The organism is Streptosporangium sp. NPDC002544 (assembly GCF_040295965.1).
GTDB lineage: Bacteria > Actinomycetota > Actinomycetes > Streptosporangiales > Streptosporangiaceae > Streptosporangium.
In genome coordinates, this window is the sequence record NZ_JBEOWJ010000026.1 from 28,460 (window position 1) to 54,463 (window position 26,004).

Here is a 26,004-nt window from a genome sequence, read left to right on the forward strand (position 1 = left end):
AGTCGTGGCCGGATTGCACGAGCTGGTCGAAGCCCAGGTGGAGCGGACCCCCCGCGCCGTGGCCGTCATCGATGCCGACGGCCACACCCTGACCTACCGCGAGCTGGACCGGCGCGCCAACCAGCTCGCCCACCACCTGCGCGAGCTGGGAGTGGTCGCCGACACCCCCGTGGCGGTGTGCGTGCACCGGGGACTGGACCTGGTCATCGCGCTGTGCGGCATCCTCAAGGCGGGCGGAGCCTACCTGCCGATCGACCCCGACGCGCCGCCCGCCCGGGCGCGGCTGATGGTCGCCGAGGGCGCGGCGCCGGTGTCGGTGGGCGAGCAGGCACTCGCCCACCTGCTGCCCGGCGACCTCACCCGCGTCGTGCTGCTCGACCGCGACAGCGCGCTGATCGACCGCCACCCGACGACCCCCGCCGGCTCCGGGGTACGCCCGGGCAACCTGGTCTCCCTCTACTACACCTCCGGCTCGACGGGCACTCCCAAGGGGGTCGCCAGCACGCACGGGGGCTGGGTCAACCGGATGCGGTGGATGCAGGCCGAGCACCGCCTCGAACCGGGCGAGGCCGTGCTGCACAAGACCACGCTCAGCTTCGACGACTCGGCGGTGGAGGTGTTCTGGCCGCTGTCGACCGGCGGGGTGGTGGCGATCCTGCCGCCGGGCGAGCATCGGGACCCGGTGGCGCTGCTGGAGGCCACCTCGCGCTTCGGCGCCGCCGTCGTGCAGTTCGTGCCCAGCATGCTCGCGCTGTTCCTGGCGGCGCATCGCCGCGCCGGGCTGCCGCCGCTGCCGCACCTGCGTCACGTGATCTCCAGCGGGGAGGCGCTGACCGCACCCCTGGCGCTCGCCTTCCACGAGCAGATCGGCGTGTACGGCTGCGGGCTGCACAACCAGTGGGGCGCCACCGAGGTGTCGATCGACTCAACCCTGTACACCTACGACCCGCACGACCCGCACGCGGGCCCGGTCGTCTCCATCGGGACGCCCTTCACCGGCAACACCGTGCACGTGCTGGACGAGGCGGGAGAGCTCGTACCCGACGGCGAGGTGGGCGAGCTGTTCATCGGCGGGATCGGCCTGGCGCGCGGCTACCACCGCAGGCCCGCGCTGACCGCCGAGCGCTTCGTCCCCGACCCGTACGGCCCGCCGGGCTCGCGGCTGTACCGCACCGGCGACCTGGGGCGCCGCCGCCCCGACGGCGCCCTGGACTTCCTCGGCCGCACCGACCACCAAGTCAAGATCCGCGGGGTACGGGTCGAACTGGGCGAGATCGAGGCCACCCTGGACGCCCATCCCGGGGTCGAGCGCTCCGCCGTCACGGTCGCCGGGGAACGCCTGCTCGGCTACGTGGTGGCCTCCGGCGCCGCCCCCGACCCGGCGGAGCTGCGGGCCCATCTGGTCGACCGGCTCCCGCCCTATCTCATCCCCGCGCAGCTCGCGGTGATCGACCGGATGCCGCTGACCAGCAGCGGGAAGGTGGACCGGGCCGCGCTACCGGAGATCGCCCCGCCCGCCGAGCGGGCCGAGGGGCGGCCCCCGGTCACCGCCGTGCAGCAGGCGCTGGCCACCATCTGGGCCGACGTCCTGGACCTGGACACGGTCTGCCTGGACGACAACTTCTTCGAGCTGGGCGGCAACTCCCTGCTCGCCACCCAGGTCATGTTCCGCATCCAGGACGATCTGCGCATCGACTTCCCGCTCTACCTGCTCTTCTCCGCCGAGTCGCTGGAGGAGCTCGCCGAGGAGGTGGCCGAGACCCGCGCCGAGCAGCTTCCGCCGCTGCCGAGGGTGTCCCGCGAGGGGACACTGCCGCTCTCCTACGGCCAGGAGCGCCTCTGGTTCCTGCACCGGCTGGCACCCGGCTCGACCGCGTACAACGTGCCGACCGCCTGCCGCCTGCACGGCCATCTCGATGTGGCGGCGTTCCGCCAGGCGTTCGACGAACTGGTCGCCCGGCACGAGATCCTGCGGACCCGGTACGTGGAGAGCCCCGAAGGCATCCCCGAGGTGCGCGTCGACGCTCACGGACCCCGGCTGAGGTTCGGTGTCGCGCCCGGCGAGACCCGCATCGCCCGCGAGAGCGCCGCCTCCGACGCCCTGCAGGCCGACTGGGAAACCCCCTTCGACCTCGCCGCCGCCGCGCCGGTGCGGGCCAGGCTGACCAGGTTGGACGCCTACGAGCACGTGTTCTCCCTGGTCGTCCACCACGTCGGCTACGACGCCGCCTCCGAGCAGGTGCTCTGGCAGGAGCTGGCCACCCTGTACGAGGCCGCGCTGGCCGGGCGGCCCGCCGTGCTCCCCGAGCCGGCCGCGCAGTACGTGGACTACGCCGCCTGGCAGCGTGAGCACGCCGCGGGTGGCGAGCAGCTCGACTACTGGCGCGCCCAGCTGGCCGGGATCACCCCGGCCGAGCTGCCCATCGACCGGCCGCGCCCGCCCGTGCAGACCTACGCGGGCGCCAGGGTCTCCTTCATGATCGAAGAACGGGTCACCGAGGAGCTGCGCCGACTCGGCCGCGAGGCGGGCACGACGCTCTTCGCCGCCCTGCTCGGAGCCTTCCAGGCCACGCTCTTCCAGGCGTGCGGCGGCGCCGACGTCGCGGTGGGCTCCCCGGTACCCGGCCGTACCCGGCCGGAGACCGAGCAGATGATCGGTTTCTTCGTCAACACGCTGGTGCTGCGCACCCCCTGCGGCGGCGACCCGACCTTCGTCGAACTGCTCGGCCGCGTCCGCGAGGTGGTCCACGGCGCCTACGCCCACCAGGACGTCCCGCTGGAGCGGCTGGTCCAGGCGCTGCGCCCGCCGCGCGCGCCCGGCCGCTCCCCCTTCTTCGACGTCATCTTCAACGGCGTCCCGCTCAGCGCGCTCACCGGCGCCGAGGGCGTACGCCTGCCACAGCTGACGGTGACCCCCATCGACCTGGCGACCCGTACCACGGTCGCCGACCTCGTCTGCTCGGTCGCGGAGACCCCGGACTCGATCATCGGCGAGGTCGCCTACAACACCGGCCTGTTCGACGAATCCACCGTCGAGAGTCTGGTGGATGCATGGCTGCATCTGCTGGGAGCGGCAGTGCGCGACCCGCACGCGCCGCTCTCGGCACTGTCACCAGCCTCCCATGTGTGAACGGAATCCCGAGATGCTGCGCACGATGTTCAAATCCAAGATCCACCGAGCGACGGTCACCCACGCGAACCTGCACTACGTCGGCTCGGTGACGATCGACGAGAACCTGATGGACGCCGCCGACCTGCTGGACGGCGAGCAGGTGGCGATCGTCGACATCACCAACGGCGCCCGCCTGGAGACGTACGTCATCGCCGGGGAGCGCGGCAGCGGGGTGATCGGCATCAACGGAGCCGCCGCCCACCTGGTCGCGCCCGGGGACATGGTGATCCTGATCTCCTACGGCCAGTACTCGGGCGAAGAGCTGCCGGGCTACCGGCCCCGGGTCGTCCATGTGGACGGGGCCAACCGGATCGTCGACGTCGACCACGACCCCGCCCGCCCGGTGCCGGGGGCAGAAGACCAGCTCGCACCCGCGGGTGCGGCGAGGAGGACACGATGAGCGCGCCCACGCACACCCCCGTCCACCAGGCGCTGGCCGACGACTGGACGCTGCTGCTCGGCCTGGACGGTGTCGGTTTCGACGACGACTTCTTCGAGGCCGGGGGCCACTCGCTGGTCGCCATCCAGCTCGTCGCCAGGATCCGGGCACGGCACGGCGTCGAGGTGCCGGTCGCGGACGTGTTCACCCACCCGACGGTGGGCGAGCTGGCGCAGGTCGTCATCGGCCTGCTGGAAGACGGAGCGTCACCCCTCCCACCGCACTCGCCGCTGGAGGTGGAAGGTGCCGGTCGTAGCGCCTGAGACATCCTCGTCCGGGACACCCCTGTCCGAAGAGCCCCCGGCCGTGACCTCTCATGCCGGGACGCCGCTGTCGTACGCCCAGGAACGGATGTGGCTCGGCCACCAGCTGGACCCCGCGGGGACGGAGTACAACGTCTGCCTGGCGCTGCGCCTGCGCGGCCCGCTGAACGTCCCGGCACTCGCCGGGGCGCTCGGCGACGTCGTCGCCCGCCACCAGGCGCTGCGCACCGTCTACCCGAACGTCGAAGGACGGCCGGTGGCCTCGGTGCTGCCACCGGCGCCGGTCGAGCTGCCGGTACACCCCGTGGCGTCGGAGGAGGAGGCCCGCAGGACGGCCGTCGCCGAGGCGCGGCGGCCGTTCGACCTGGCCGCCGGGCCGGTGCTGCGCGTCCAGCTCGCCCGGCTGGCCGCCGACGACCACGTCCTGGTGCTCGCCGTGCACCACATCGCCTTCGACGAGTGGTCCATGGGCGTCTTCCTCGGCGAGCTCGACGCCCTCTACCGGGCACACCTCGCCGGGCTGCCGGACCCGCTGCCCCCGCTGCCCGCCGGGTACGACGAGGTGGTGGCCGCCGAGCGAGCCGTGGATCTGGCGCCCGCCCTGGCGCACTGGCGCGGCGCCCTGGCCGGCCTGCCCGCGCTCGACCTGCCCACCGACCGGGCCCCCGCCACGAAGACCGCCGCCGAGCCCGCCACGGAGGGGGCGACGCTGACCTTCACCGTGCCGGCCGCCACCGCCGCCGTGCTCGGCACCGTCGCCCGGCGCTGCCGGGCCACCCCGTACATGGCCGGGCTCGCCGCGTTCGCCGCGCTACTGTCGCGCCACTGCGGCCAGGACGACATCGCGCTCGGCAGCACCGTCGCCAACCGCGCCGCGCCGCACTCCGAGCACCTCGTCGGCGCCTTCTTCAACACCGTCGTGATGCGCGCCGACCTGTCGGGCGACCCGAGCTTCACCGAGTTGCTCCGCCGGGTCCGCGCCTACTGCCTGGACGCCCTCACCCACCAGCACCTGCCGTACCCGATGCTCGCCCAGGGCCGCGCCCCGCTCTTCCGCGTCCTGTACGAGCTGCACGCCGGCCTGCCGGGGAGCACGGCCCTCGGCGACCTGGCCGTGGAGCCGTTCGAGTTCCCCGACACCGCGGCCAAGTACGACCTCGCGCTGTCCCTGATGCCGGCAGGCGGCCACCTGCTGGGACACCTGACCTACCGCGTCGACCTGTTCGAGCCCGGCACCGCCCGGCGGCTCGCCGAGTCCTTCGTCCACCTGCTCGCCCAGGTCGCCGCCGCACCCGACGTACCGCTCAGCGCCCTGGAGATCCTCCCGCCCGCCGAGCGCGAGACACTGCTCGCGGCCTGCCGGGGGCCGGAACCACTGGGTTCGCCGGACGGTTGCGTGCACCAGCTCTTCGAGCGGCAGGCCCGGCGTACCCCCCAGGCCGTCGCGCTGACCTTCGGCGGGACCCGGCTGAGCTACCGGGAGCTGAACGCCAGGGCCAACCGGATCGCGCACTGGCTGCGCGGCAGAGGCATGGGCCCGGAGAGCGTCGTCGCCGTCCGCCTGCGACGCTCCGACTGGCTCGTCGCCGCCTTCCTCGGCATCTGGAAGGCCGGGGCCGCCTACCTGCCGCTCGACCCCCAACTGCCGTCCGCCCGGCTGGAGTACATGCTGGCCGACTCCGGTGCCCGGCTGGTGCTGGACGATGAGGCCGCCCTGGAAGCCGAGAGCGCCGGATATCCCTCCGGCGACCCGGACCCGACCGCCGCGTCCGGCAACCTGGCCTACCTCATCTACACCTCCGGCTCGACCGGGCGTCCCAAGGGCGTCATGGTCGGGCACCGGGGCCTGGTGAACTTCCTGCGCTGGTGCGTGTCGGCCTACGCCGTCGGCGGCGTGGGCGGGGCCCCGCTCTTCTCCTCGGTCGCCTACGACATGGTCGTGCCCAACATCTACACGCCGCTGGTGGTGGGCCAGTGCCTGCACATCGCCGCCGAGGACACCGCCCTCGACGAGCTGGGCACCGCGCTGTCGGCCCGGCCGTACGGGTTCGTCAAGCTCACCCCCGGACACCTGGAGGTCCTGGCCGGGCAGCTCTCCGCCGAGCAGGCCGCGGGACTGGCCGGGGTCCTGGTGGTGGGCGCCGACGCCTTCCCCAGCCGGGCGCTGGCGTTCTGGCAGGCGCTGGACCCGGCACCGGTGCTGCTCAACGAGTACGGCCCGACCGAGGCGTCCGTCGCCAACTGCGTGCACACCGTGACCGGCCCGATCGGCGGAGAGCTGGTCCCCATCGGCAGGCCCATCCCCGGCACCGCCATGTACGTGCTGGACGACGCCATGCGTCCGCTCCCGATGGGGGTGCCCGGCGAGTTGTACATCGGCGGCGAGTGCGTGGTGCGCGGCTACCACGGCAGGCCCGCGCTGACCGCCGAGCGCTTCCTGCCCGACCCCTTCGGCCCGCCGGGCTCGCGGCTCTACCGCACCGGGGACCTGGGCAGGCTCCGCGCCGACGGGGAGTTCGAGTTCCTCGGCAGGCTCGACGACCAGGTGAAGGTAAGGGGATTCCGTGTCGAGTTGGGAGAGGTCGAGGCCGCCCTGGACGAACTGCCGGGCGTCGAGCAGTCGGTCGTCATCGCCGCACCCGTGCCCGACCCCCGAACCGAACCCGGAACCGTACCGGTACCCGAGCCCCGGCCCGGATCCGGAACCGCGCCCGCACCCGGGCCCCGGCCCGGACCTGGAACCGTACCCGTCCCCGAGCCCCGGCCCGGATCCGAAGCCGCACCCGGATCCTCTGGACCCGCATCCGCGATCGGTTCCGGCTCCGGAGGAGGGCGAAGGCTCGTCGCCTACGTCGTCGGCACCGCCACGGCGGCCGAGATGCGCGCGGGCCTGGCCCGGAGCCTGCCCGAGTACATGGTGCCCTCGGTCTTCGTGCCGCTGCCCGCGATCCCGCTCAACCGCAACGGCAAGGTGGACCGATCCGCGCTGCCGGAGGTGAACGCCGCCACCGTGCGGGACGCGGAGGAGGAGCCCGCTCCGCGCCGGGCGCGTACCGCCGTCGAGGGGCAGATCGCCGACCTGATCGCCGGGCTGCTCGGGATCGGCTCCGACGACGTCGGCGCGGACGAGGACCTGTTCGCCAGGGGTATCGACTCCCTCGGCGCGGTACGGCTGATGGCGAGCGTGGAACAGCGCCTGGGCGTGAAGGTCAAGCTCCGCAGGTTCCTGGCCAACGCCACGGTCAGCGGCCTGGCCACCCTGGTGTCCGCGGCCGTCCCCGGTTCCGACCGTGGCTTCGGGCACGCCTCCGACGGGTCTTCCAACGGGTCTTCGGGGCACGACCCGGCCCCCGGCGCCGGCAGCGGCCCCGATCCCGGCTCCTCCGGTCTCGGTCACGGCCAAAAGAACGGCTCCGGCCCCGCCCGGGAGCCCGGCCACGGCGCCGACCTGGGGAGTGACGGTGCTCCGGCCGCCTCGCTCCCCGTGATCACCCCGCTGGCCGTCTCCTCGTCCGCCGGAGCCCCGCTGTACTGCTTCCATCCGCTCGGCGGCTCCGCGCGCTGCTACGCGGGGCTGGCGGCCAGGCTCGCCGCGCACCGGCCGGTCCACGCGCTGCAGGCGCTGGAGTCGGGGGTGAAAGCCGGTTCGCTGCCGGACATGGCCGCCAGGTACGCCCGGGAGCTGGCCGGTTCGGGGCTGGACCTGGCGCGTCCGTACACGCTCGCCGGCTGGTCCGCGGGCGGTGTGCTGGCCTTCGAGACGGCCAGGCGGCTACAGGCGCTTGGCCACCACGTCGACCAGGTGGTGCTGATCGACTCGGTGCTGCCCGAGGTGTTCGTGACCGACCTGCTGGGCGAGCTGGCCGAACTGGAGACGCTGATCGACCGGCTGGCCCCGCTGGGCGCCGCCGAGGCCCGGCAGGCCCTGCTCGATTCCAAGGTGGGCTTCTTCGCCGGGCTGGGCATGACGTCCTCCCAGGTGGCCGCCTACCACGAGGCGTACGGGCCGGAGCTGCTGCGGCTCTGGCGCGACAGCCTGCGCGGCCTGGCCGGCTACCGGGCCGGCTGGTTCCACGGCCGGGTCACTCTGTTGGCCAGCGAGTCGCATCCGCCCGCGCTGCGCGCCGTCCAGGAGGCCGGGTGGCGCCAGACCGTCTCCGACCTGACCGTCCACGAGATCCCCGGAGAGCACCACGAACTTCTCCGCGCCCCGCACGTCGACCTGATCAGCCGTTTCCTCGTCGGCTGAGGGCGCTGGCGGAGGATCGGCCTTGGCTTCCTCATTTGTTTTTGGGTACCCTCGATCTTCAGGTCGAGAGGCGCTGCAACGGGTTCAGGCCCGCCACGCTCGACCGCGATCTTCCACCAAGGGCGCCTCCCACAACGGGAGGTGGTCTGGTGAACGATTCCCTGCGGCACGACGACGAGCACGGGCGTGACAGCGGAGCGGGTCACGGGAACGGCGTGCCGAAAGCGGGCGGCCGGGCACTGCGGGAGCTGCTGGAGCGGCGGATCGCGGTGCTCGACGGGGCCTGGGGCACGATGCTGCAGGGCGCCTCGCTCACCCCGGCCGACTATCGCGACGAGCGGTTCGCAGAGCACCCGCGTGACCTGACCGGCGACCCGGACCTGCTGAACCTGACCCGCCCCGACGTCATCCTGGACATCCACCGCCGATACCTCGCGGCGGGCGCGGACATCACCACCACGAACACCTTCACCGCGACCAGCGTCGGCCAGGCCGACTACGGGCTGGAGCCATGGGTGCGGGAGATGAACCTGCGGGGCGCCCAGCTGGCGCGCCAGGCCGCGGACGAGGCGGGCGGACGTTTCGTGGCCGGCTCGATCGGCCCGCTGAACGTCACGCTCTCGCTCTCCCCGCGCGTCGAGGACCCGGCCTACCGGGCGGTGACCTTCGACGAGGTCCGCGCCGCCTACGCCGAGCAGATCCAGGCACTGGCCGACGGCGGGGTCGACCTGCTGCTGATCGAGACGATCTTCGACACGCTCAACGCGAAGGCCGCGATCGCCGCCGCGCGCGAGGTCGCCCCGCACCTGCCGCTGTGGATCTCGGTGACGATCGTCGACCTGAGCGGGCGTACGCTGTCGGGGCAGACCGTCGAGGCGTTCTGGAGCGCGATCCGGCACGCCGAACCGCTCGTGGTCGGCGTGAACTGCGCGCTGGGCGCCAAGGAGGCGCGCCCGCACGTCGCCGAGCTGTCGCGCCTGGCGGACACCTACGTGGCCTGCCATCCCAATGCCGGCCTGCCCAACGCGTTCGGCGGCTACGACGAGACCCCGGAGGAGACGGCGGCGCTGCTCGACGAGTTCGCCAGGGCGGGCATGGTCAACATCGTCGGCGGGTGCTGTGGGACCTCGCCGGGGCACATCGAGCGGATCGCGGCCGCCGTGTCCGGCCTCCCGCCCCGCCAGATCCCGGCGCCGGAGGCCCGCACCCGGTTCAGCGGCCTGGAGCCCTTCGAGATCGGCCCGGACACCGGATTCGTCATGATCGGGGAGCGCACCAACGTCACCGGTTCGGCGCGTTTCCGGCGCCTGATCGAGGCGGACGACCACCAGGGCGCCGTCGATGTCGCCCTGGAACAGGTGCGCGGCGGGGCCAACCTGCTCGACGTCAACATGGACGCCGACCTGCTCGACAGCGAGCGGGCGATGACCACCTTCCTGAATCTGATCGCGACCGAGCCGGAGGTCGCCCGTATCCCGGTCATGATCGACAGTTCGCGCTGGAGCGTGCTGGAGGCCGGGCTCAAGTGCGTGCAGGGCAAGGGCGTCGTCAACTCGATCAGCCTCAAGGAGGGCGAGGAGTCGTTCCTGGAGCAGGCGCGGATCATCCGGGGCTACGGGGCCGGCGTGGTGGTCATGGCCTTCGACGAGCAGGGACAGGCCGACACCGTCGAGCGCAAGGTGTCGATCTGCGCCCGCGCCTACGACCTGCTGACGCAGAAGGCCGGGTTCGCCGCCGAGGACATCGTGTTCGACCCCAACGTGCTCGCGGTCGCCACCGGCATCAGCGAGCACAACGGGTACGCGAAGGCGTTCATCGAGGCGCTGCCGCTGATCAAGCAGCGCTGCCCGGGAGCGCGGACCAGCGGCGGCATCTCCAACCTGTCGTTCTCCTTCCGAGGCAACGACGTCGTACGCGAGGCGATGCACTCGGCGTTCCTCTTCCACGCCGTGCGCGCCGGCCTTGACATGGGCATCGTCAACGCCGGGCAGCTCGCGGTCTACCAGGACATCCCCGCCGACCTGCTCGAACTCGTCGAGGATGTGATCTTCGACCGGCGTCCGGACGCCACCGACCGGCTCGTCGCCTTCGCCGAGACGGTGAGCGGGTCCGGCACACGTCGGGTCGTGGACCTGGCCTGGCGGGAGGCGCCGGTGGAGGAGCGGCTGGCGTACGCCCTCGTGCACGGCATCGTCGACTTCATCGAGGCCGACACCGAGGAGGCCCGGCAGCTGAAGGCGCGCCCCCTGGAGGTGATCGAGGGGCCGCTGATGGACGGGATGAAGGTCGTGGGCGACCTGTTCGGCGCGGGAAAGATGTTCCTGCCACAGGTGGTCAAGAGCGCCCGGGTGATGAAGCGCTCGGTCGCCTACCTTGAGCCCTACATGGAGGCGGAGAAGGAGCAGGCGCGGCTGGAGGGACGCCTCGACACCGGCCGGGGCCAGGGAAAGGTGGTGCTCGCCACCGTCAAGGGCGACGTGCACGACATCGGCAAGAACATCGTCGGCGTCGTCCTGGGCTGCAACAACTACGAGGTCGTCGACCTCGGGGTGATGGTCCCGGCCTCGGTCATCCTGGACACCGCGGTCGCCGAGGGCGCCGACGTCGTCGGGCTCTCCGGGCTGATCACCCCGTCGCTGGACGAGATGGTCACCGTCGCCGAGGAGATGCGGCGCCGCGGGCTGAAGCTGCCCCTGCTGGTCGGCGGCGCCACGACGTCGCGCCAGCACACCGCGGTCCGTATCGCCCCCGCCTACGACCACAGCACGGTCCACGTGCTCGACGCCTCCCGCGTCGTCGGCGTGGTCTCCGACCTGCTGGACACCGAGCGGGCCGGAGAGCTGGACGCGAGCAACCGCGCCGACCAGGAGCGCCTCCGTGAGCAGTACGCGGGCAAGCAGCGCACCCCCCTGCTGGCCGTCGACCGGGCCCGGGCGAACCCCGAGCGGGTCCCGTTCGACGATCTGCCCGTCCCCGACTTCACCGGCGTCCGCGTCGTGGAGCCGGACCTGGCCGCCCTCCGGGAGATGATCGACTGGCAGTTCCTCTTCCTGGCCTGGGAGCTGAAGGGCAAGTACCCGGCGATCCTCGACCAGCCGGTGGCCCGGGAGCTCTTCGACGACGCGAACACCCTGCTCGACCAGATCATCGCCGAGGGCCACTTCCAGGCCGTGGGCGCCTACGGCTACTGGCCCGCCCACTCCGAGGGCGACGACATCGTGCTTGAGCACGGCCTCCGCCTGCCGATGCTGCGCCAGCAGACGGCCAAGCCCGAGGGGCGGCCCAACAGGTGTCTGGCGGACTACCTGGCCCCGGCGGGGGATCACCTCGGCGGGTTCGCCGTGGCGATCCACGGCGCCGAAACCCTCGCGGACGTCTACCAGGCCCAGAACGACGACTACCGGGCGATCATGGTGAAGGCCCTCGCCGACCGGCTGGCCGAGGCGTTCGCCGAGCACATCCACCTGCGGGCGCGGCGGGACTGGTTCGAGCCGGACGCCGACCCCCGCATCGAGGACCTGCACGCCGAGCGCTTCCGCGGCATCCGTCCCGCGCTCGGCTACCCCGCGAGCCCGGACCACAGCCAGAAGCGGGACCTGTTCGACCTGCTCGGCGCCGACCGGCTGGGCATGGGCCTGACCGAGTCCTTCGCGATGACACCCGCGGCCAGCGTCAGCGGGCTGATCTTCGCCCACCCAGGGTCGCGGTACTTCACCGTGGGGAGGGTCGGCAGGGACCAGGTCGAGGACTACGCCCTGCGGCGCGGCCTGGACCTCGCGGAGGTAGAGCGCTGGCTGCGCCCCAACCTCGCCTACGACCCCGAGTGATCCGAACCGTCGGCCGGTGCCGTGGGTCGCTGACGGCCCGGCCGCCGGGATGTGGTTCATCCCGATGACCGGTGGCGGAGGTCGGGGAGGGGCGAGGGTGACGTGCTCGCTGCTCGCCACGGGAGCTCGTGACCGCGTCCGAGGTAGGCCGGTCCCACGTCTCGCACCACGCCGCCGGCCATCGCGACGATCGAACGGCCCCCAGCCGCGCTGGGGGCCGTTCGCCGCGTTCAAAGAGCGGGAGATCAGACGCCGAACGCCGCCGGGTAGCGGATGACGCCGCCCGGGACCGGCCGTTCAGGGTCGAGGGCGAGCGCCATCATGTACTTGTCCTCGACGTCGAAGGGCGGGCGGATGCCGTACCCGGAGGCCGGGGTGAAGCCGAAGCGCGGGTAGTACTCGGCGTGGCCGAGCACGACCACCAGGTTCTCGCCCTGCTGGCGGGCGGCGTGCAAAGCGGCGCGGATGGCGGCGGAACCGGCGCCTTGCCGCTGATGTTCGGGCCTGACGGCGCACGGGCCCAGAGCGAGGGCGGGTGAGTCGCCGACGTGGCAGCGGGTGAGCAGCGCGTATCCGGTGAGGTCGCCGCCAGGGGCCTCGGTCAGCCAGGACATGCCGGGCAGCCACGCCTGCGGGTCGGCCCGCAGCGCCTCGACGAGGTCGGCCTCGTGTGGGCTGGGGAAAGCAGCAAGGTTGATGTCGCGGATGGCGGCGACGTCGCCGGCGCTCTCGGGGCGGGTGGTCCAGGAAGAGGTCATGGTCGGGTTCGTCTCCTTGTCCTGCGGGTGCAGGACGTAGCCGGTGTACTGGTAGTCCGCGCCGTGCTCGCGGCGCATGGTGATCTCTTGCAGGGTGGCCGTGACCGCCTCGCGCATCCCGGGTACGGCCAGGTCGGCCGCGTGGGCGCGCTGTGACAGCAGGTGGCGGGTGGTCGCGTCGGAGCCGGGGCCTTGACGTGCCAGGTTGTCGTGCAGGGCGAAGAACGCCGCCACTGCGGGATCGCTGATCGGGTCGTGCGGGCTTTCGGGCATGGTGGTGCGGGCTGCTGACGGACGATGAGTGGTCGGAAAGGTCGGTGGGACGCGGCCGGTCATGGCTGCTGGTCCCGGAACCTGTAGGTGGCGCGCAGGTGACTGGTGATGGCCTTCTGCCGGTTGACGCGCTCGTCGCGCAGCCGGGCATCGGTACGTGAGGCCGCCCAGACGTTCTCCCGTTGCAGCTTGCGGTAGCTGCGCAGACGACGTTCGGGCAGTTCACCCGCCCCGATGGCGGCCTGGACCGCACATCCTGGCTCGGTGTCGTGGGCGCAATCGCCGAAGCGGCAATGCGCGGCGAGGTCTTCGATCTCGGCGAAGACCTGCTCCAGGCCGTCGGCGGCGTCGTGCAGGCTGATCCCGCGCAGGCCGGGCGTGTCGATGAGGACCCCACCGCCGGGCAGGGGGACCAGCTCGCGGCGGACGGTGGTGTGGCGGCCCTTGCCGTCCTGCGCGCGTACCGTGCCGGTGGCCAGCAGCTCCTCGCCGAGCAGCGTGTTGCCGAGGCTGGACTTGCCCGCACCCGAGGGGCCGAGCAGCACGGTGGTGCCGCGCAGCAGCGCGGCCAGCACGTCGATGTTGTGACCGGTGGCGACGCTGGTGACCAAGATGTCCACGCCGGGTGCCAGCGCGCCGGCCTCGGCGTGGACGGCCTCGGGATCGGTGGCCAGGTCCGCCTTGGTCAAGACGATCACTGGCTGTGCCCCGCTCTCCCAGGCCAGGGCGAGCAGCCGCTCCAGTTTGGCCGCGTCCAGGGGCGTGGCCAGGGACAAGGCGATGACGACCGTGTCGACGTTGGCGGCGAGCACCTGCCCGTGGGAGGACCTGGACGCCGACGAGCGCACGATCGCGCTGTGCCGCGGCAGCAGCGCCGCCAGGTGCGGCTCGGCGCCCGGGCGCAGCGCGGCCCAGTCGCCGGTGCAGGGCGTCAGGAGCGGGGCGGGCGGGTGTGGCGCGACGAACGTGGCCCGCATCGGGCCCGACGCGGTGATCGCCGTGCACAGGCCGCGATCGACCCGGGAGATCCGGGCCGGCACCAGGCCCGCTTCGTGATGTTCGGTGAAGGTTTGGTCAAGTGCGCCGGTCCACCCGTACCGGGACAGGCCGGATGGAGCGGTGTATGTGTGTGGCAATGTGAGAGACCCTTGCGGAGAAGGGGCCCCGACGAGACGCGGACATCACCCTGCCTGGCGAGCCGGGTGGCTCAAGGCTGGGGGAAGAAGTGGGTCAGACCAGGGCCCGGGACGTGAGGTTGGTCCGGGCGCTGCGCATGGCAGCGGTCTTCACCGCGGTCATCAAACCTCACCTCCCTCCCACGAAGATCCAATACCGAACGAACGGCAGCCTAGCACCCCGGCAGGGTCGGTTGTACCGCTGCCGTTCCCGCTCTTATCCGCCGACGCCTCCGACCTGGTGTTCGGCCAGGTCGGCGATGCGCGGGGAGAACCGGTACCCGCAGATCGCGAACAGCCCGAACACCAGGCCGGCGTAGCCGGTGGTGTCGGTGATGATCGTCTCACGACACCCTCCAACCCTGAAACGAAGGTGCGCCGAACGGGTACGGTGTCGCGGACCGTAATTTCCGCTTGCGTTGCGTGACAAACTCCAGTTCCCTGGGATTTTGTCGCTGTCCGAGGAGATGTTCGGGAGGGCTGGCGCTATCGCTGTCCATCGGCCCAAGGTCCTGGCTTCCGTGGGGCCTCCCGCTGGCGGCTTCGCCGTTTTCCTGGTCAGGAGGGGGAACCATCCTTCACTATTTTCGTGGACGTAACCGTCGACCGCCGACAAGGATTGATCGTGGACGAGACAGAGTTTCCGCCCTCCCTGGGTAAGGTTGCGCCACGTGGACTGGCGGCCAACGGGATAACCCGTTACGAACAGTTGGCCGCCCGGTCCGAACGCGAACTCCTGGACATCCATGGAGTCGGACCGAAGGCCATACGAATCCTTCGTGAGGAGTTGGCATCCCGCGGTCTGAGTTTCCGCGATGACTGATGCTTGACGTGCTGGGATGTGCTGCTGCCGAGACGGCCGACATCCTGGGCACGTCGGTCGGTTCGGTGACGAGCGCACTTCAACGTGCGCGGGTGACCCTCGCAACGAAACAGGCGCCGCCGGTCCCGCTGGATCCGTCGTCTGAGGTGCTGCTCGCGCGGTACTGCGAAGCGTTCGAGAACGATGACGTTGACGCCTCGGCCGGGCTTCTGCACGAGGACGGCACGACATCGATGCCTCCATTCCCCTGGTGGCTGCGCGGTCGCGCAGACATGGAAGCCGCATTGCGAGCAGCGGGCACCCCTTGCGCCGGCTCGCGCGTTGTGCCGGTTCATGCGAACGGGACAACCGCGGTCGCACTGTACTCGCCAGACGAGATCGGGCACCTGCGCCCGTTCGGGCTCACGGTCATCGAGTGGCTCGATGGCCAGATGATCGCCGGGACCACGTTCCTTGAACAGCCATCGCGGATGTTCGAGATGTTTGGTCTGCCCGATGAGTTTCGGGAGGCTGCCTCGTATACCTTGGCATGAGCAACTACATACACCTTGGCGAGGTCGATCTCTGGTACGACGAGAAGGGCACTGGGGAGCCTGTCGTCCTGATGCACGGCAACTTCAGCGACTCTCGGGACTTCGCAGGGAACCTTGACACACTCTCCTCGCACTCGCGGCTGTTGCTGCCCGAACGCCGGGGCCACGGGCACACGGCGGACGTCGCCGGTCCCATCACCATCGACAACATGGCGGCGGACATGATCGCGTTCGCTGAGCGGATAGTCGGCGGCCCGTCCTCGCTTGTCGGATACAGTGCGGGCGCCGGCGTCGCCCTGTGGGTCGCGACCCAGCGCCCCGACCTCGTGTCGCAGCTCGTGCTGATCAGTTGCGCGTTCGACCCGGCCGGCCTGATCGTGCGACCCGATGCCGGCGGAGAGTGGCCGCCCCAAGTGATCAAGGCATATGGTGAGGTCTCGCCCGATGGCGAGGCCCACTTCCCCGTCATCGCACGCAAGATCGCAGCATCCGTCGATGACGGTGCGCCACTCACTTCCGAGGCCCTGGCACAGGTGAAGTGCCCCACGCTCGTGATCGCCGCGGACGACGACATCGTGACCCTTGAGCACACCCTGGAGCTGTATCGGGCTCTCCCCGACGGATACCTCGCGATCGTCCCCGGATCGAGTCACCTGCTGCTGTTCGAACACCCGGAACTATGCACGCGGCTCGTCGGCGATTTCCTCGCGGGACGACGCGGACCACGGTGGATGCCTGTCTCCCGTGCCGGAGAGTGAGCTAGGCCGTGTCTCACAACCTCCAAAGTGAGACGACTCGTCATTCCCGGTAGCCCCAGCTCGGCGGGATGGTCTGACACCAGCAGGCCGCCCGGACGCCCTGCGCGGCGGGATACCTTCACGGCGACCTCGGTGCCCTCTGCCGTCGTGGCTCGCAGGACCGAGGCATCGGTGTCCTGCCCGCCGGCGACGAAAGAGGGCACCGAGCAGCGGAAGCCGAAAATCGCTTCGATCTCACCCTGCAGCACTGCGACGTCGACCGCAGGCCTGGCCGGGGCCGAGAAGGCGCTCATCCCGTCACCGTCCCAGCGCCCGCGGGGAGCGAAGAAGCGTGCGCGTGCACCCACCAGGCGAGCGGAAGTGCGATCAGCACCACCGCCTGGATCGCGAGCAACGCCGGAGCGACGCCCCAACGGTCTGCCACCAGGCCGGCTCCCAGGGCGACGAGCGCGTAGAGCACGCTGCCGAGCAGCGACGCAAGCGAACCCATCGTCGCGCGTTCCCGGTCGGTGAACTCGCGCTGCAGCAACGTCTGCTGGGCGATTGTCGACATGCCGTAGGCCGGTGACCCAAGCAGCACGGGCGAAAACACCGTCGGCTTGACCAGCGCCACGAAGTTCGCCACGTTGTCGAACAGTTCACCGAACAGCAGAGTGCGGGCCGCGCCCACCCGGCCGATCACCCAACCACTGACGCGGAAGCCGACGAAGGCCACGCCATGGCCGAAGGTGCGCCACAGGCCCAGCGCCCAGAGCGGCCACAGCCCTGCCACGAAAACAGGCGACAACTGGGCCGCGCTTTCGCTGCTGTAACGAAGCGCCGACACCAGAGTCATCCGGCGGAGCACCGGATTACGGCGGATGCCGCGCAGGGCCGATCCGAGATGCACCAGCACGTTCGATTCCAGCGGGCCGTGCACCCGCGGTTCCCGGACCCGCAAGGCGACGAGCACGCACAGCACCTGCGGCACGACCGACAGCACGACCACCACACGCAGCGACCACGCGCCGGCGACCACACCACCCATGGCTGCCGCCAGTGCGAGCGCGATCTGGAACATCGAGTTCACCCGGCCCGAGTGCCGGGGGAACTCCTCCTCCCGGCCGGCTTCGAGCAACGTGTCGTAGAGCAGAGACTCGTTGTTGCCGCTCCACAGTGAGGTCGCCAATCCCTCCAGCACAACAGCTGCCAGGAGGAGGCCGTAGCCCGAAGCGCCGGCGTACCCGAGATGGGCGGCCACCATGACGACGGCACCGGTGATCATCGTGCCGCGTCGGCCGAGGCGGTCGGAGAGCACCCCGGTAGGGACTTCGAACGCTGCCGAAGACAGCATCTTCACCGCCAGGAGGCTGGCGGCAGCGGTGTACGAGCCGGTGACTTGCGCGAAGTAGATGACCATAATCGGCCCGTACATGCGGAAGTCGCCGAAGAAGTTGAACCAGCTCAGCAGGCGGACATTCCGGTTGACAGCCTGATCAGCGGAGTTCGGAGCAGGCGGAGCTGACCTCGACCGTTGAGATTTCCTGCCGAACGGGGCAGCGATCAGGCGTTCGACCAGGACACGTACACGGAGCAGTGAAGAATGACGAGCGGACACAGCAGAACTCCCGGAAAGGCGAACGGAGACGCCAAACAGCGCCAAGGGCCGGTGACACGTGTCACCTCGCCCCGGCGACCGGGATGTGTGCTGACTTTGCTGCTACACGCGCGGCGTTACAAGCCTGCGACTGCGGTCACCAAGGGGCGAACGGAAGCTCCGGTCATCGTTGTAGACATCAGTGCTCCTCAATTCCCCAGGCGGACGGGATTCCGCAACAGCTTCAACTCTAGTGACCGAAGGACCTACGTGTCCGCTGAATCACGGACACAACGGCGGGTGACCGCGCCTCATGGCCGCTTGAGCCAATCCAGGACGGCGGCGAGGACAACGCCGCCGCGGTAGACAACGGCATGCTTGTCGTAGCGGGTGGCCAGGCCGCGCCAGTTCTTCATCCGGTTGAAGAACCGTTCCACGACGTTGCGGTTCTTGTAGTCCTCGCTGTCATGGGAGACGGGCCGTAGGTCCGCAGTCGCCGGCCTTCGATACACACGGAGTCACCTTGATTCTCGATCTGGTGGGCAAGGCGCTCAGCCTGCGGATGTAGGGCCCGGTTCACGGGGACGCTCCGGTTCCGCCGTTGGGAACAGGATCATGCTCAGCAGGTGAGGGGTGCGGCCGGGCGCGGGTTGGTTGTCCGTCCTTGACGCGAGGACGCCGCGCAGCGCGTCGATCATCTCGGCGAGCTCGTCGGGGGTGAGCCAGAGGGTGCCCTGCCGGTAGCTCACGGAGTCGGCCGTCGGGTCGGCTCCCTCCCGGTCGAGGTAGGCGTTGAACTCGGCGTGCAGGGCGGCCATGGCCGCGGCGAACCCCTGGCGGTGCTCGTCCAGGGACATCGACGCGGCCGTCTCGGCGTCGATCCCCGCGTGCTCGCGGCGTAGCCGGTAGTGGCGTTCGACGGCGCCGTGCACGCGCTGCTCGTCGACGACTTCCAGCACTCCTGCCTCGGCCAGCAGGCCGACGTGCCGGTACACGGTGGTCTTGGGGACATCGGTCAGGCCGGCGCACAGGTCGGACGTGGTGCGGGTGCGACCGCCGGACATGGCGTGCACGATGCGCAGCCGGACCGGATGGAGGAGCAGCTCAAGGGTGTCCACCGCTCCACGATCCCACATCTGGTACCGTTCCCGAAATTGGGAAAGTAAATGCCGATGGCGTGGTGATCGCCTTCGCCAGGCCGGTGCCGACAGTGAGGGAGTCAGCGATGCAACGTCAAGCGGCCGAGGTAACGCCCCCGGTGGGACGGCACTACCAGGTCGGGGACCGGACACTGTTCCTTCACCGGTCGGGTAACGGGAGCCCGGCGGTGGTGTTCCTGCCCGGGGCCGGCTCATCCGGCATGGACGGCTTTATCGTTCAGCAGCGGGCCGCTGAACTCACCACGAGCGTGCTCTACGACCGGGCCGGAACGGGGTGGAGCGACCGGGCCGAGCTGCCACGCACCTCCACCCAGGTCACCGACGAGCTGCGCGAGCTGCTGCGGGTCGCCGGCGTGTCCGCTCCCTACCTGCTGGTCGGTCATTCCCTCGGCGGCCTCTACGCACGCCACTATGCGCAGCGTTTCCCCGACGAGGTGGCGGGCCTGGTCCTGGTGGAGCCCGAACACGAGGACTACGACTCCTACATGCCCCAGAAGCTGAACGAGCTGTACCAGGCATGGGACCCCGACGAGGCGTTGCCCGAGGAGTTGCCCGACGAGATCGTCCAGTTCTACCGCGGCCTGTTCGCCCGGGAGATGGCCGACTGGCCGCAGGAGATTCGCGGGCCGCTGATCGAAGGTCACGTCAGCCCGGAATGGCTGAGGATCGGCGGCCAGGAGGCGGCCAACCGTTACCAACTCCATGACGAGGTACGCAACGCGGGACCGATGCCCGACGTCCCGCTGATCGTGCTCACCGCTACGGCGATCGACCCCTTCAAAGAAGCGGTCACCCAGGGCATACCCACATCGCTTCTCCACGAGGAGGCCGAAGCAAAGACGCGGCTCTACACCGCGCTGGCCGAATCGGTTTCGCATGGCGAGAACCGCGTGATGGATGACGCCGGACACGCCTCCGTCATCTTCCGCCGCCCCGATGCCATCCTCCAGGCGATCCAGGACCTACTCGGCGGACTCGGCAACTGAATAGTGGCCGAACGCGGTGTCGTCGCTCGTCCAGGTAGCGGGATGCCATGGACGGGCGACAGCCGTACCGGAACCCGCTCAGCCCCCCGGACACGGCCGAGGGCGAGACTCACCTCGATGACCAGCGGCGGAGGTCGGCCAGGCCGGGGCGTAGGTCGGGGAGGGGCGGGAAGATCAGGCGGTTGCCCGAGAGGGTGGGCAGGGCGAAGGCGACGGCCTTGCCGGGGGTGGCGGTGGCGAGGGTGATGGCCGGGTAGGTCTGGCAGTGGCCGCCGGAGAGCTGGTGGGCCAGGAGCAGGCCGCGGCCGTCGCCGGGACGGGCAAGACCTGGCCGGGGACCAGCGGAGAGTATTCCCTCAGCAAGAAGCACCCCGTCATGGCGAAGGTCCTGGCCGGTGTGACGCAGGTAGAGGAGTGGCCGGTCACCGCGTGTGGAGAGGTCGCCGCGATGAACGCGTACCTCAACAGCACCGGCATCACCGATGTGTCCAAGATCCCCAGGGACACCCTCTACTTCCATGCCCAGACCTGGAACGCCATGGCCGGCAAGTGGCAGGCCCGCTCCGGGTGCGGGAACTGCCGCCAGTGGGTGACGAAGATCGGCGCGGCCTGGATCTGAAACCCGCCCTCGCCGCCTGTTTCGCCCGCCGTTCTATTGTGCACAGTGACGGCCGGCCTTGCCCGGGACGGCGAGGCAAGGGCCGGGGCGCCGATCCCCAGGTCGTCAAGGTGCTGGGCATGGAGGTGTTCCGATCCGACGTACCGGCCACGGCCGGGCTGGACCGCAGTGCCTCCGGTGGAGTGGTGGAACAGACGGCGCCACGCCATCTGGGTGGGGAAACTCGTACACCATTTCCGTGGACGCGACCGGGGGGAGTTCAATGTGTGCTCAAGTCGTGCGGCACAGCGGGTCGGATCGCCCTGTGTACCCACCAAGCGCAGGCGTAAAGGGTGAGCGCGCAGGCCAGCGCGGCGCCACCGCCCTTCGCCGAGTCCGAGAGGATTCCCTCCACTACCTGTTGGACAGTTGCCTGGTCGGCTGCGGCAGGTCCGCCCCGGTAGTCCTCCAGGGTCTGCATGTTGACCACGGCGCCGGTGAGGGCGGCAACGGTCAGCGCTGTTATGACGCTCCAGCGTGCCGCTGCCGGAAACCCGGCCCGGACGGTGGTGTCGGCGGGGACTCGGCTCAGGCGGCGCCACAAGTGCGCCGCGATGGCGACCAGCCCTCCGACCGTGCTGACGTGCTGGACCACCCGCGCTACCGTGAGATCCCCCGTGACGTAGGACCGCAGGACGCTCAGGTGAGTGACCACGTAGCCGTCGGCGTGCGTGAAGGAGTCCCATACCAGGTGGGACAGGATGCCGATCACGACGGACAGCAGCACCCAGCCTGTCCGGCGCAGGCCATCACCGCCGCGCTCGGCTGGCCTGGCCGGGGAGAGCCGGGCGGGCAGCAGGTCGGCGGCCGGGCGGCGCACCAGCCAGTACAGCATCAGGAGAGCCAGCGCATACGGCACCCCCAGGGCGATGCCGGACAGGCTGTGGGAGACGGTGGCGTTGAGGAACGGCTCGTACCAGGACTGGGCACTCACGGGTATGCGCGCGCCGGCAAGGAAGTACGGCGCGTCCGGAGCCATGGCTCCGCAGACCAGGGCGGCCGGGGAGAACGGGTGGCGCAACAGCGGCAAGACGGCTGCGGGGTGGGACAGCGTGAACGGCATCGAGGTTCTCCTCCGTGCCGGCGCGGTCCTGCGGGGGCGAGCGCCGGGTGCGGTCGGACATAGGACGGCACACGCAGCCCTATGAGCCGAATAGTTGAATAACTCCCCCAAGGATATATGCCGGTTACCTGACTATTCAGAGGGGTGGTCAGCAAACACGAAGCCGCCCCTCGAGTTGAGGAGGGCTGCTGGCGAAGGGCTTTAGCGCCGGCTGGGCCGGCCGCGAAGGCGAAGTGCGTGCACGCCGGCGGCCAGCGCACCGGCCAGCGGCACAACCGCGGCGATCCCCAGGACGGGAAGCGGCTGACCCCAGGCTCCTGTGTAGGCGTAGGCAAGGAACGGCGGGCAGGCTGCGGTCATCACGGCCGTCTCGGTCAGCCCCGGTGACCTTGACCGCCAAGCCAGCGTGAGGCCGGTGGTCGCGAGTACAAGCAGGGGCCACATGCCGTAGTCGGTGCTGATCGGCAGTACGTCCGCGTAGAGAGCGGTCACCGGCAGCCACGCCGCGGCAGCCATCGCGCCGGCTGCGGCACACACCCTGGGCCCCGGCATCAGATCGGGCGGACAGGCCAACACGACCAAGGCGGTGAGCAGCGCCATGGCTGGGGTGACGATCGGGTCGCCGAACGCGGGCCCGCTGACGACAGCCGCGACGGCCGACCCCGCGAGTCCGACGGCGACCGCGACCACACCTCCCCGCCATCGCCCTGTCAGCGCCGTGACCGCCCCGACGACGACCAGCGCCGAAGCGAGCAGCAGCGCGCTCCACGCGTCGGCGAAGAAACGCACCGGGGCCGGTGAGGCGACCACGCCGGCATACCAGCGGCTCAGATGCACACCGCAACCCGCCGCCGCCGCGGCCACCGCGAACGGCGCCGCGCTTGCCAGTAATCGTCCTGCGGCTGTCGCGGAACTCACGCCCAGCCTCATCCGCACCGCGTGACCGGCGATGTCCGCGGCCTCCCGGAACCTGCCCGCAGGGGAGGCTTCCGTCGCGGTCTGCTGATAGACGGCAAGGATTTCCTCACCGCACTCCAGACGATACCGCCGCGGATACAGGCGCAGAACCAGCCCGATCACGCCTGCGTCACCGCCACCCCGGAGGCCCCCAGTCGCCGGCGGGCTTCACGGGCGGTGGCCGCCATCCGCTCCGCCGCGGCCGCCAGCCTCTCCCGCCCCAACGGTGCCAAAGCGTAGACCTTGCGGGCCCGGCCGTCGACGACCTCCTCACGATGCACCTCGATCAGCCCTTCCTTCTGCAGCCGATCGAGGGCACCGTAGAGGGTGCCGGTACGCAAGATCACTCGGTTACCGGAGAGTGATTTCACCTCCTGGGCGATGGCGTAACCATGCCGCGGCTCGTCCGCCAGGGCTGTCAGCACCAGAAGAGTCGGCTCCTGCAATACACGCTCGCTCATCCACTCAACATATGTCGCCCAGCGACCTATCGACAATGCTGGGGCGCCGCGGTGTCCGGTGTCGACTGTTGTCCTGGCGGGTCCGGCGCGCTGCGTGGGCCGGGCACCGCCGCCGCCGTGACGGCCAGGTCGAGCCGGTTGTTCATTGCGCGTACCCCTACCCTGCTGTTCACCGTCGCCTACGAGATGCTCGGCCGACGGGCGGAAGCCCTACCTGACCCCGTTGGTTCCCCGCCCGGATACGGCCCCCGGCACCCCGAGCGGGGGCATAGTTCACCCCGATGACCAGCGGCGGAGGTCGGCCAGGCCGGGGCGGAGGTCGGGGAGAGGCGGGAAGATCAGGCGGTTGCCCGAGAGGGTGGGCAGGGCGAAGGCGACGGCCTTGCCGGGGGTGGCGGTGGCGAGGGTGATGGCCGGGTAGGTCTGGCAGTGGCCGCCGGAGAGCTGGTGGGCCAGGAGCAGGCCGCGGCCGTTCTCGGCGAGCAGGGGCAGGCCGATCTCCTTGACCGAGTGCAGCAGGTTGAGGATGAGGCGGACCTCGTGGGTGTTGGGGTCGCCGTCGACGATCTCGCACCAGCTGGGGGTGCCGTCCAGGCTGAAGACGCGCAGCTCGTACGGGGGACGGGCGTGCTTTTCGGCGTTGGCGGCGAGTTCGGCGACGATGAGTTCGGCGGTGTCGATGTCGTCCTCGGGCAGCCCCGTGTGCTGGAGCACCTCGCGGACGATGGCGCGGGCGCGGCGGGAGACGGTGCCGGGTCGCAGCACCTTGACCAGCGCACGGATGTCACTCCGCCCCGCCGCGTCGCTGTCTCGTCCCGTCGTCGTCCCGTTGTCCAGCCTGGCCGTGCTGCTTTCCCATGCCGTCGTCCCGCTGTATAGCTCCGTCGCGCTGCTGTCCTGTCCCGTCGTGCCGCTGGCCTTGCCCGGGGTTTCGGCGTTTTGTCCCGGCGTCTCGATATTCCGGTCCGTTGTTCCGGTGTCGTACCTCGGCGGGGCGACCGGTCCGGCCGGGGTGAAGGGCTTCCAGTTGTGGGCGGGTGGGGGAGCCGGGCTTTCTGCGGGGTGGTGCGGGGCACCTGGGGGGATGTCGCCGGCTGGTGGCATGGGCGTGCTCCGTTCGCTGTGGGGCTGTGCCCAGCAGGAAACGCCAGCATGGTGACGAGGGTGAACATCGACATCTGATCATTGATCACTGTCCGATGAGACCCGGCCAACGGCGAACGTGGCTGGGTGTCAGCCGGTCGTATCGAGCGTTGGTGGGCGAAAATCTGTCGTTTGGCCGGGGGGATGGTGGCCGGGGGCCTGTGGACATCACAATGAGTGGTGATTCGACTACCAAGGGAGAGTGATCGTGGGGAAGGTAGGCGGCGGGAAGGGGCGTCCGGATCTGCTGAGGGCGCGGCTGGAGCGGGGGATGACGCAGGAGGAGGCTGCGGGCGCGGTCGGGGTGGCCGTGGGGACGTGGGGGAGGTGGGAGCGGAGCGAGCAGGGGATCCGGCCGCACAGCCGCAGGAAGATCGCGGCGGTGTTCGAGGCGGAGGCGGGGGAGGTCGAGCAGTGGATAGAAGGGTGGGCCCTCGGGGAGACATCTTCGTGGCCGGTCGCGGAGTACGGCGACACATCGACGGCGGCTAGCGTGAAGTCGGCCGCCTTGCTGTGGAGGTATGAGATGGACGAATCCCGCCGCCACCTGCTGACCGCGTTGCCGTTCGTGCCTTCGGTTTTGGCGGGGTGGATAACGGCGTGGAACTACAGCGACCCGCCTCAGGCGGTCGCGCAGCGAGGAAACAGGCGCACGGTGGGCCAGGCCGACATCGACCGGATCAACGAGGCGCGCAAGGTTTTCAGTAACCTGGACGACCAGTTCGGGGCCGGTCTGGTCCGCCCGACGGTGGTTCGGTACCTGGACACCACGGTGACCCCGTTGCTGCGAGGCCGCTACGACGACCAGGTGGGATCGGCGCTGATGTCGGCGGCGGCCGGAATGACTTGGTTGGCGGGTTGGACGGCTTTCGACCTGAACCAGCACGGTCAGGCGCAGCAGCACTTCGGTCAGGCGCTGCGGCTGGCGAAGACGGGGAACGACCCGCTGACCGGTGTCTGGATACTGGTGACGATGACCTCGCAGGCGCTTCATTTGGAGCAGGCCGCCCTGGCGGTGTGGCTGGCCAGAGCCGCGGCCGATACCGCACGCCGCGCACAGGCATCTCCGCATGTCATGGCGCTGATGCTGACCAAGCAGGCATGGGCGACGGCCATGCAGAGTGGGGCGGCCGAGACCCACGACAGGCACGGTGCCAAGCAGGTTGAGCGGCTGCTCGTCGAGGCCGAGCGTGCGTACGCCCAGGGGACCATCGACCGCGACCCGGCGTGGATCGCCAGGTATGACGAGGCGGAGTTCAAAGCACAGATTGGCCGCTGTTGGAGCCTGATCGGCGAGCATAGGCGGGCTGCGGACTGCGCGGAAGCGGCCGTGGCGGAGTTCGGCAACCGTTTCCCGCGATCCGCCCAGCGCAACAGGCTGCACACGGCCGAGGCGTACCTGGGGATGGGCGAGCTGGAACAGTCCCTCGCCGCCGCCCGAGCCGCGATCCCGGCAACGAAGGCACTGACCTCCGCCCGCTCGACCGACCTGATCCGGCAGTTCGCCGACCGGCTTGAGCCGTACAAGGGCAGCATGATGGTCCGTGAGTTCCGCGACCACCTCAACCACGAACTCGCCGCCTGACCACTTGCGGGACGGAGCTGCAACCGGTGAGCGGGTCTCACCGGTTGGTTCACCTCGTTTCCGCGACTGTCTGAACCGTGAGCTTGTTGCCTGATCGTGTGTGGGATGGGGGTGGTCGTTCGGTGGGCGGGTCTCGCCTGGTGGT

Annotated in this window: 21 protein-coding genes and 1 riboswitch; of the genes, 10 read left to right on the forward strand and 11 right to left on the reverse strand. The window is 70.4% G+C overall.

Features of this window, described 5'->3' with window-relative positions:
* The first annotated feature begins 4 nt into the window (after window positions 1-4).
* From ABT061_RS32560 to metH, 5 genes are all read left to right on the forward strand, one after another.
* Window positions 5-3,130: a non-ribosomal peptide synthetase gene (locus ABT061_RS32560; RefSeq protein ID WP_350925220.1), complete on the forward strand. Its 3,126-nt coding sequence runs from the start codon at window positions 5-7 to the stop codon at window positions 3,128-3,130.
* Window positions 3,131-3,143: 13 nt separating this feature from the next.
* Entirely contained in the window at window positions 3,144-3,572 is a 429-nt protein-coding gene (gene panD, locus ABT061_RS32565) for an aspartate 1-decarboxylase (RefSeq protein ID WP_350925222.1), read from the forward strand.
* Window positions 3,569-3,874: a phosphopantetheine-binding protein gene (locus ABT061_RS32570; RefSeq protein ID WP_350925224.1), complete on the forward strand. Its 306-nt coding sequence runs from the start codon at window positions 3,569-3,571 to the stop codon at window positions 3,872-3,874. Before panD ends, ABT061_RS32570 begins: the two co-directional genes overlap by 4 nt.
* Window positions 3,875-3,917: 43 nt before the next feature.
* The gene (locus ABT061_RS32575; protein ID WP_350925226.1) at window positions 3,918-8,123 is read left to right on the forward strand and encodes a non-ribosomal peptide synthetase; all 4,206 of its coding nucleotides are present in this window, start codon (window positions 3,918-3,920) and stop codon (window positions 8,121-8,123) included.
* Between the two features lie 59 nt (window positions 8,124-8,182).
* A riboswitch (S-adenosyl-L-homocysteine riboswitch) is annotated at window positions 8,183-8,258 on the forward strand.
* Between the two features lie 14 nt (window positions 8,259-8,272).
* Window positions 8,273-11,950 (forward strand): methionine synthase, encoded by a 3,678-nt coding sequence (gene metH / locus ABT061_RS32580; RefSeq protein WP_502991527.1) that lies wholly within the window; start codon window positions 8,273-8,275, stop codon window positions 11,948-11,950.
* Window positions 11,951-12,195: 245 nt separating this feature from the next.
* Here the strand turns inward: metH and ABT061_RS32585 are convergent, their stop codons facing one another.
* From ABT061_RS32585 to ABT061_RS32595, 3 genes are all read right to left on the reverse strand, one after another.
* Entirely contained in the window at window positions 12,196-12,708 is a 513-nt protein-coding gene (locus ABT061_RS32585) for a GNAT family N-acetyltransferase (RefSeq protein WP_350925438.1), read from the reverse strand.
* Between the two features lie 332 nt (window positions 12,709-13,040).
* The gene (gene rsgA / locus ABT061_RS32590) at window positions 13,041-14,021 is read right to left on the reverse strand and encodes a ribosome small subunit-dependent GTPase A (protein WP_350925228.1); all 981 of its coding nucleotides are present in this window, start codon (window positions 14,019-14,021) and stop codon (window positions 13,041-13,043) included.
* 352 nt (window positions 14,022-14,373) lie between these two features.
* Window positions 14,374-14,904, reverse strand: coding sequence for a Tn3 family transposase (locus tag ABT061_RS32595; protein WP_350925230.1), 531 nt, complete (start codon window positions 14,902-14,904; stop codon window positions 14,374-14,376).
* 74 nt (window positions 14,905-14,978) lie between these two features.
* Between ABT061_RS32595 and ABT061_RS32600 the strand changes: the two genes are divergently transcribed.
* Together ABT061_RS32600 and ABT061_RS32605 are read left to right on the forward strand one after the other, a co-directional pair.
* The gene (locus tag ABT061_RS32600) at window positions 14,979-15,512 is read left to right on the forward strand and encodes a nuclear transport factor 2 family protein (RefSeq protein ID WP_350925232.1); all 534 of its coding nucleotides are present in this window, start codon (window positions 14,979-14,981) and stop codon (window positions 15,510-15,512) included.
* Complete coding sequence (locus tag ABT061_RS32605; RefSeq protein WP_350925234.1) at window positions 15,509-16,270, forward strand: alpha/beta fold hydrolase; 762 nt, start codon at window positions 15,509-15,511, stop codon at window positions 16,268-16,270. Before ABT061_RS32600 ends, ABT061_RS32605 begins: the two co-directional genes overlap by 4 nt.
* Window positions 16,271-16,559: 289 nt before the next feature.
* Here the strand turns inward: ABT061_RS32605 and ABT061_RS32610 are convergent, their stop codons facing one another.
* The 3 genes from ABT061_RS32610 to ABT061_RS32620 all read right to left on the reverse strand — a co-directional run bounded on the left by ABT061_RS32610 (window position 16,560) and on the right by ABT061_RS32620 (window position 18,964).
* The gene (locus ABT061_RS32610) at window positions 16,560-17,867 is read right to left on the reverse strand and encodes an MFS transporter (RefSeq protein WP_350925236.1); all 1,308 of its coding nucleotides are present in this window, start codon (window positions 17,865-17,867) and stop codon (window positions 16,560-16,562) included.
* 290 nt (window positions 17,868-18,157) lie between these two features.
* Window positions 18,158-18,358: a transposase gene (locus tag ABT061_RS32615; protein ID WP_350925238.1), complete on the reverse strand. Its 201-nt coding sequence runs from the start codon at window positions 18,356-18,358 to the stop codon at window positions 18,158-18,160.
* A 39-nt stretch (window positions 18,359-18,397) separates the two neighbouring features.
* A complete protein-coding gene (locus tag ABT061_RS32620) occupies window positions 18,398-18,964 on the reverse strand; it encodes a helix-turn-helix domain-containing protein (protein WP_350925240.1) in 567 nt (188 codons plus the stop codon).
* A gap of 107 nt (window positions 18,965-19,071) precedes the next feature.
* Between ABT061_RS32620 and ABT061_RS32625 the strand changes: the two genes are divergently transcribed.
* On the forward strand, window positions 19,072-19,992 hold the full coding sequence (locus ABT061_RS32625) for an alpha/beta fold hydrolase (RefSeq protein ID WP_350925242.1): 921 nt from the start codon (window positions 19,072-19,074) through the stop codon (window positions 19,990-19,992).
* Between the two features lie 109 nt (window positions 19,993-20,101).
* Here the strand turns inward: ABT061_RS32625 and ABT061_RS32630 are convergent, their stop codons facing one another.
* The gene (locus ABT061_RS32630) at window positions 20,102-20,362 is read right to left on the reverse strand and encodes a hypothetical protein (protein ID WP_350925244.1); all 261 of its coding nucleotides are present in this window, start codon (window positions 20,360-20,362) and stop codon (window positions 20,102-20,104) included.
* Between the two features lie 6 nt (window positions 20,363-20,368).
* On the opposite strand from ABT061_RS32630, the gene ABT061_RS32635 reads away from it, so the two are divergent.
* A complete protein-coding gene (locus ABT061_RS32635; protein ID WP_350925246.1) occupies window positions 20,369-20,611 on the forward strand; it encodes a hypothetical protein in 243 nt (80 codons plus the stop codon).
* Between the two features lie 259 nt (window positions 20,612-20,870).
* Here ABT061_RS32635 and ABT061_RS32640 read toward each other — a convergent pair whose 3' ends face one another.
* The 4 genes from ABT061_RS32640 to ABT061_RS32655 all read right to left on the reverse strand — a co-directional run bounded on the left by ABT061_RS32640 (window position 20,871) and on the right by ABT061_RS32655 (window position 24,235).
* Window positions 20,871-21,713: a DUF4184 family protein gene (locus tag ABT061_RS32640; protein ID WP_350925248.1), complete on the reverse strand. Its 843-nt coding sequence runs from the start codon at window positions 21,711-21,713 to the stop codon at window positions 20,871-20,873.
* 201 nt (window positions 21,714-21,914) lie between these two features.
* Window positions 21,915-22,793 (reverse strand): hypothetical protein, encoded by an 879-nt coding sequence (locus ABT061_RS32645; protein WP_350925250.1) that lies wholly within the window; start codon window positions 22,791-22,793, stop codon window positions 21,915-21,917.
* Entirely contained in the window at window positions 22,790-23,131 is a 342-nt protein-coding gene (locus tag ABT061_RS32650) for a PadR family transcriptional regulator (protein WP_350925252.1), read from the reverse strand. Before ABT061_RS32650 ends, ABT061_RS32645 begins: the two co-directional genes overlap by 4 nt.
* A 273-nt stretch (window positions 23,132-23,404) precedes the next feature.
* Window positions 23,405-24,235, reverse strand: a complete 831-nt coding sequence (locus tag ABT061_RS32655; RefSeq protein WP_350925254.1) for an ATP-binding protein — start codon at window positions 24,233-24,235, stop codon at window positions 23,405-23,407.
* A gap of 247 nt (window positions 24,236-24,482) precedes the next feature.
* On the opposite strand from ABT061_RS32655, the gene ABT061_RS32660 reads away from it, so the two are divergent.
* Complete coding sequence (locus tag ABT061_RS32660) at window positions 24,483-25,859, forward strand: NsdA family TPR-like regulatory protein (RefSeq protein WP_350925256.1); 1,377 nt, start codon at window positions 24,483-24,485, stop codon at window positions 25,857-25,859.
* Window positions 25,860-26,004: the final 145 nt, after the last annotated feature.

What these genes read in the sequence shown, in the direction of transcription:
- panD (WP_350925222.1), top strand. Translation starts at nt 3,144, where the DNA reads ATGCTGCGCACGATGTTCAAATCCAAGATCCACCGAGCGACGGTCACC.
- ABT061_RS32570 (WP_350925224.1), top strand. Translation starts at nt 3,569, where the DNA reads ATGAGCGCGCCCACGCACACCCCCGTCCACCAGGCGCTGGCCGACGAC.
- ABT061_RS32585 (WP_350925438.1), bottom strand. Translation starts at nt 12,708, where the DNA reads ATGACCTCTTCCTGGACCACCCGCCCCGAGAGCGCCGGCGACGTCGCC.
- ABT061_RS32595 (WP_350925230.1), bottom strand. Translation starts at nt 14,904, where the DNA reads ATGGATGTCCAGGAGTTCGCGTTCGGACCGGGCGGCCAACTGTTCGTA.
- ABT061_RS32600 (WP_350925232.1), top strand. Translation starts at nt 14,979, where the DNA reads ATGCTTGACGTGCTGGGATGTGCTGCTGCCGAGACGGCCGACATCCTG.
- ABT061_RS32605 (WP_350925234.1), top strand. Translation starts at nt 15,509, where the DNA reads ATGAGCAACTACATACACCTTGGCGAGGTCGATCTCTGGTACGACGAG.
- ABT061_RS32625 (WP_350925242.1), top strand. Translation starts at nt 19,072, where the DNA reads ATGCAACGTCAAGCGGCCGAGGTAACGCCCCCGGTGGGACGGCACTAC.
- ABT061_RS32635 (WP_350925246.1), top strand. Translation starts at nt 20,369, where the DNA reads ATGGCGAAGGTCCTGGCCGGTGTGACGCAGGTAGAGGAGTGGCCGGTC.
- ABT061_RS32640 (WP_350925248.1), bottom strand. Translation starts at nt 21,713, where the DNA reads ATGCCGTTCACGCTGTCCCACCCCGCAGCCGTCTTGCCGCTGTTGCGC.
- ABT061_RS32650 (WP_350925252.1), bottom strand. Translation starts at nt 23,131, where the DNA reads ATGAGCGAGCGTGTATTGCAGGAGCCGACTCTTCTGGTGCTGACAGCC.
- ABT061_RS32655 (WP_350925254.1), bottom strand. Translation starts at nt 24,235, where the DNA reads ATGCCACCAGCCGGCGACATCCCCCCAGGTGCCCCGCACCACCCCGCA.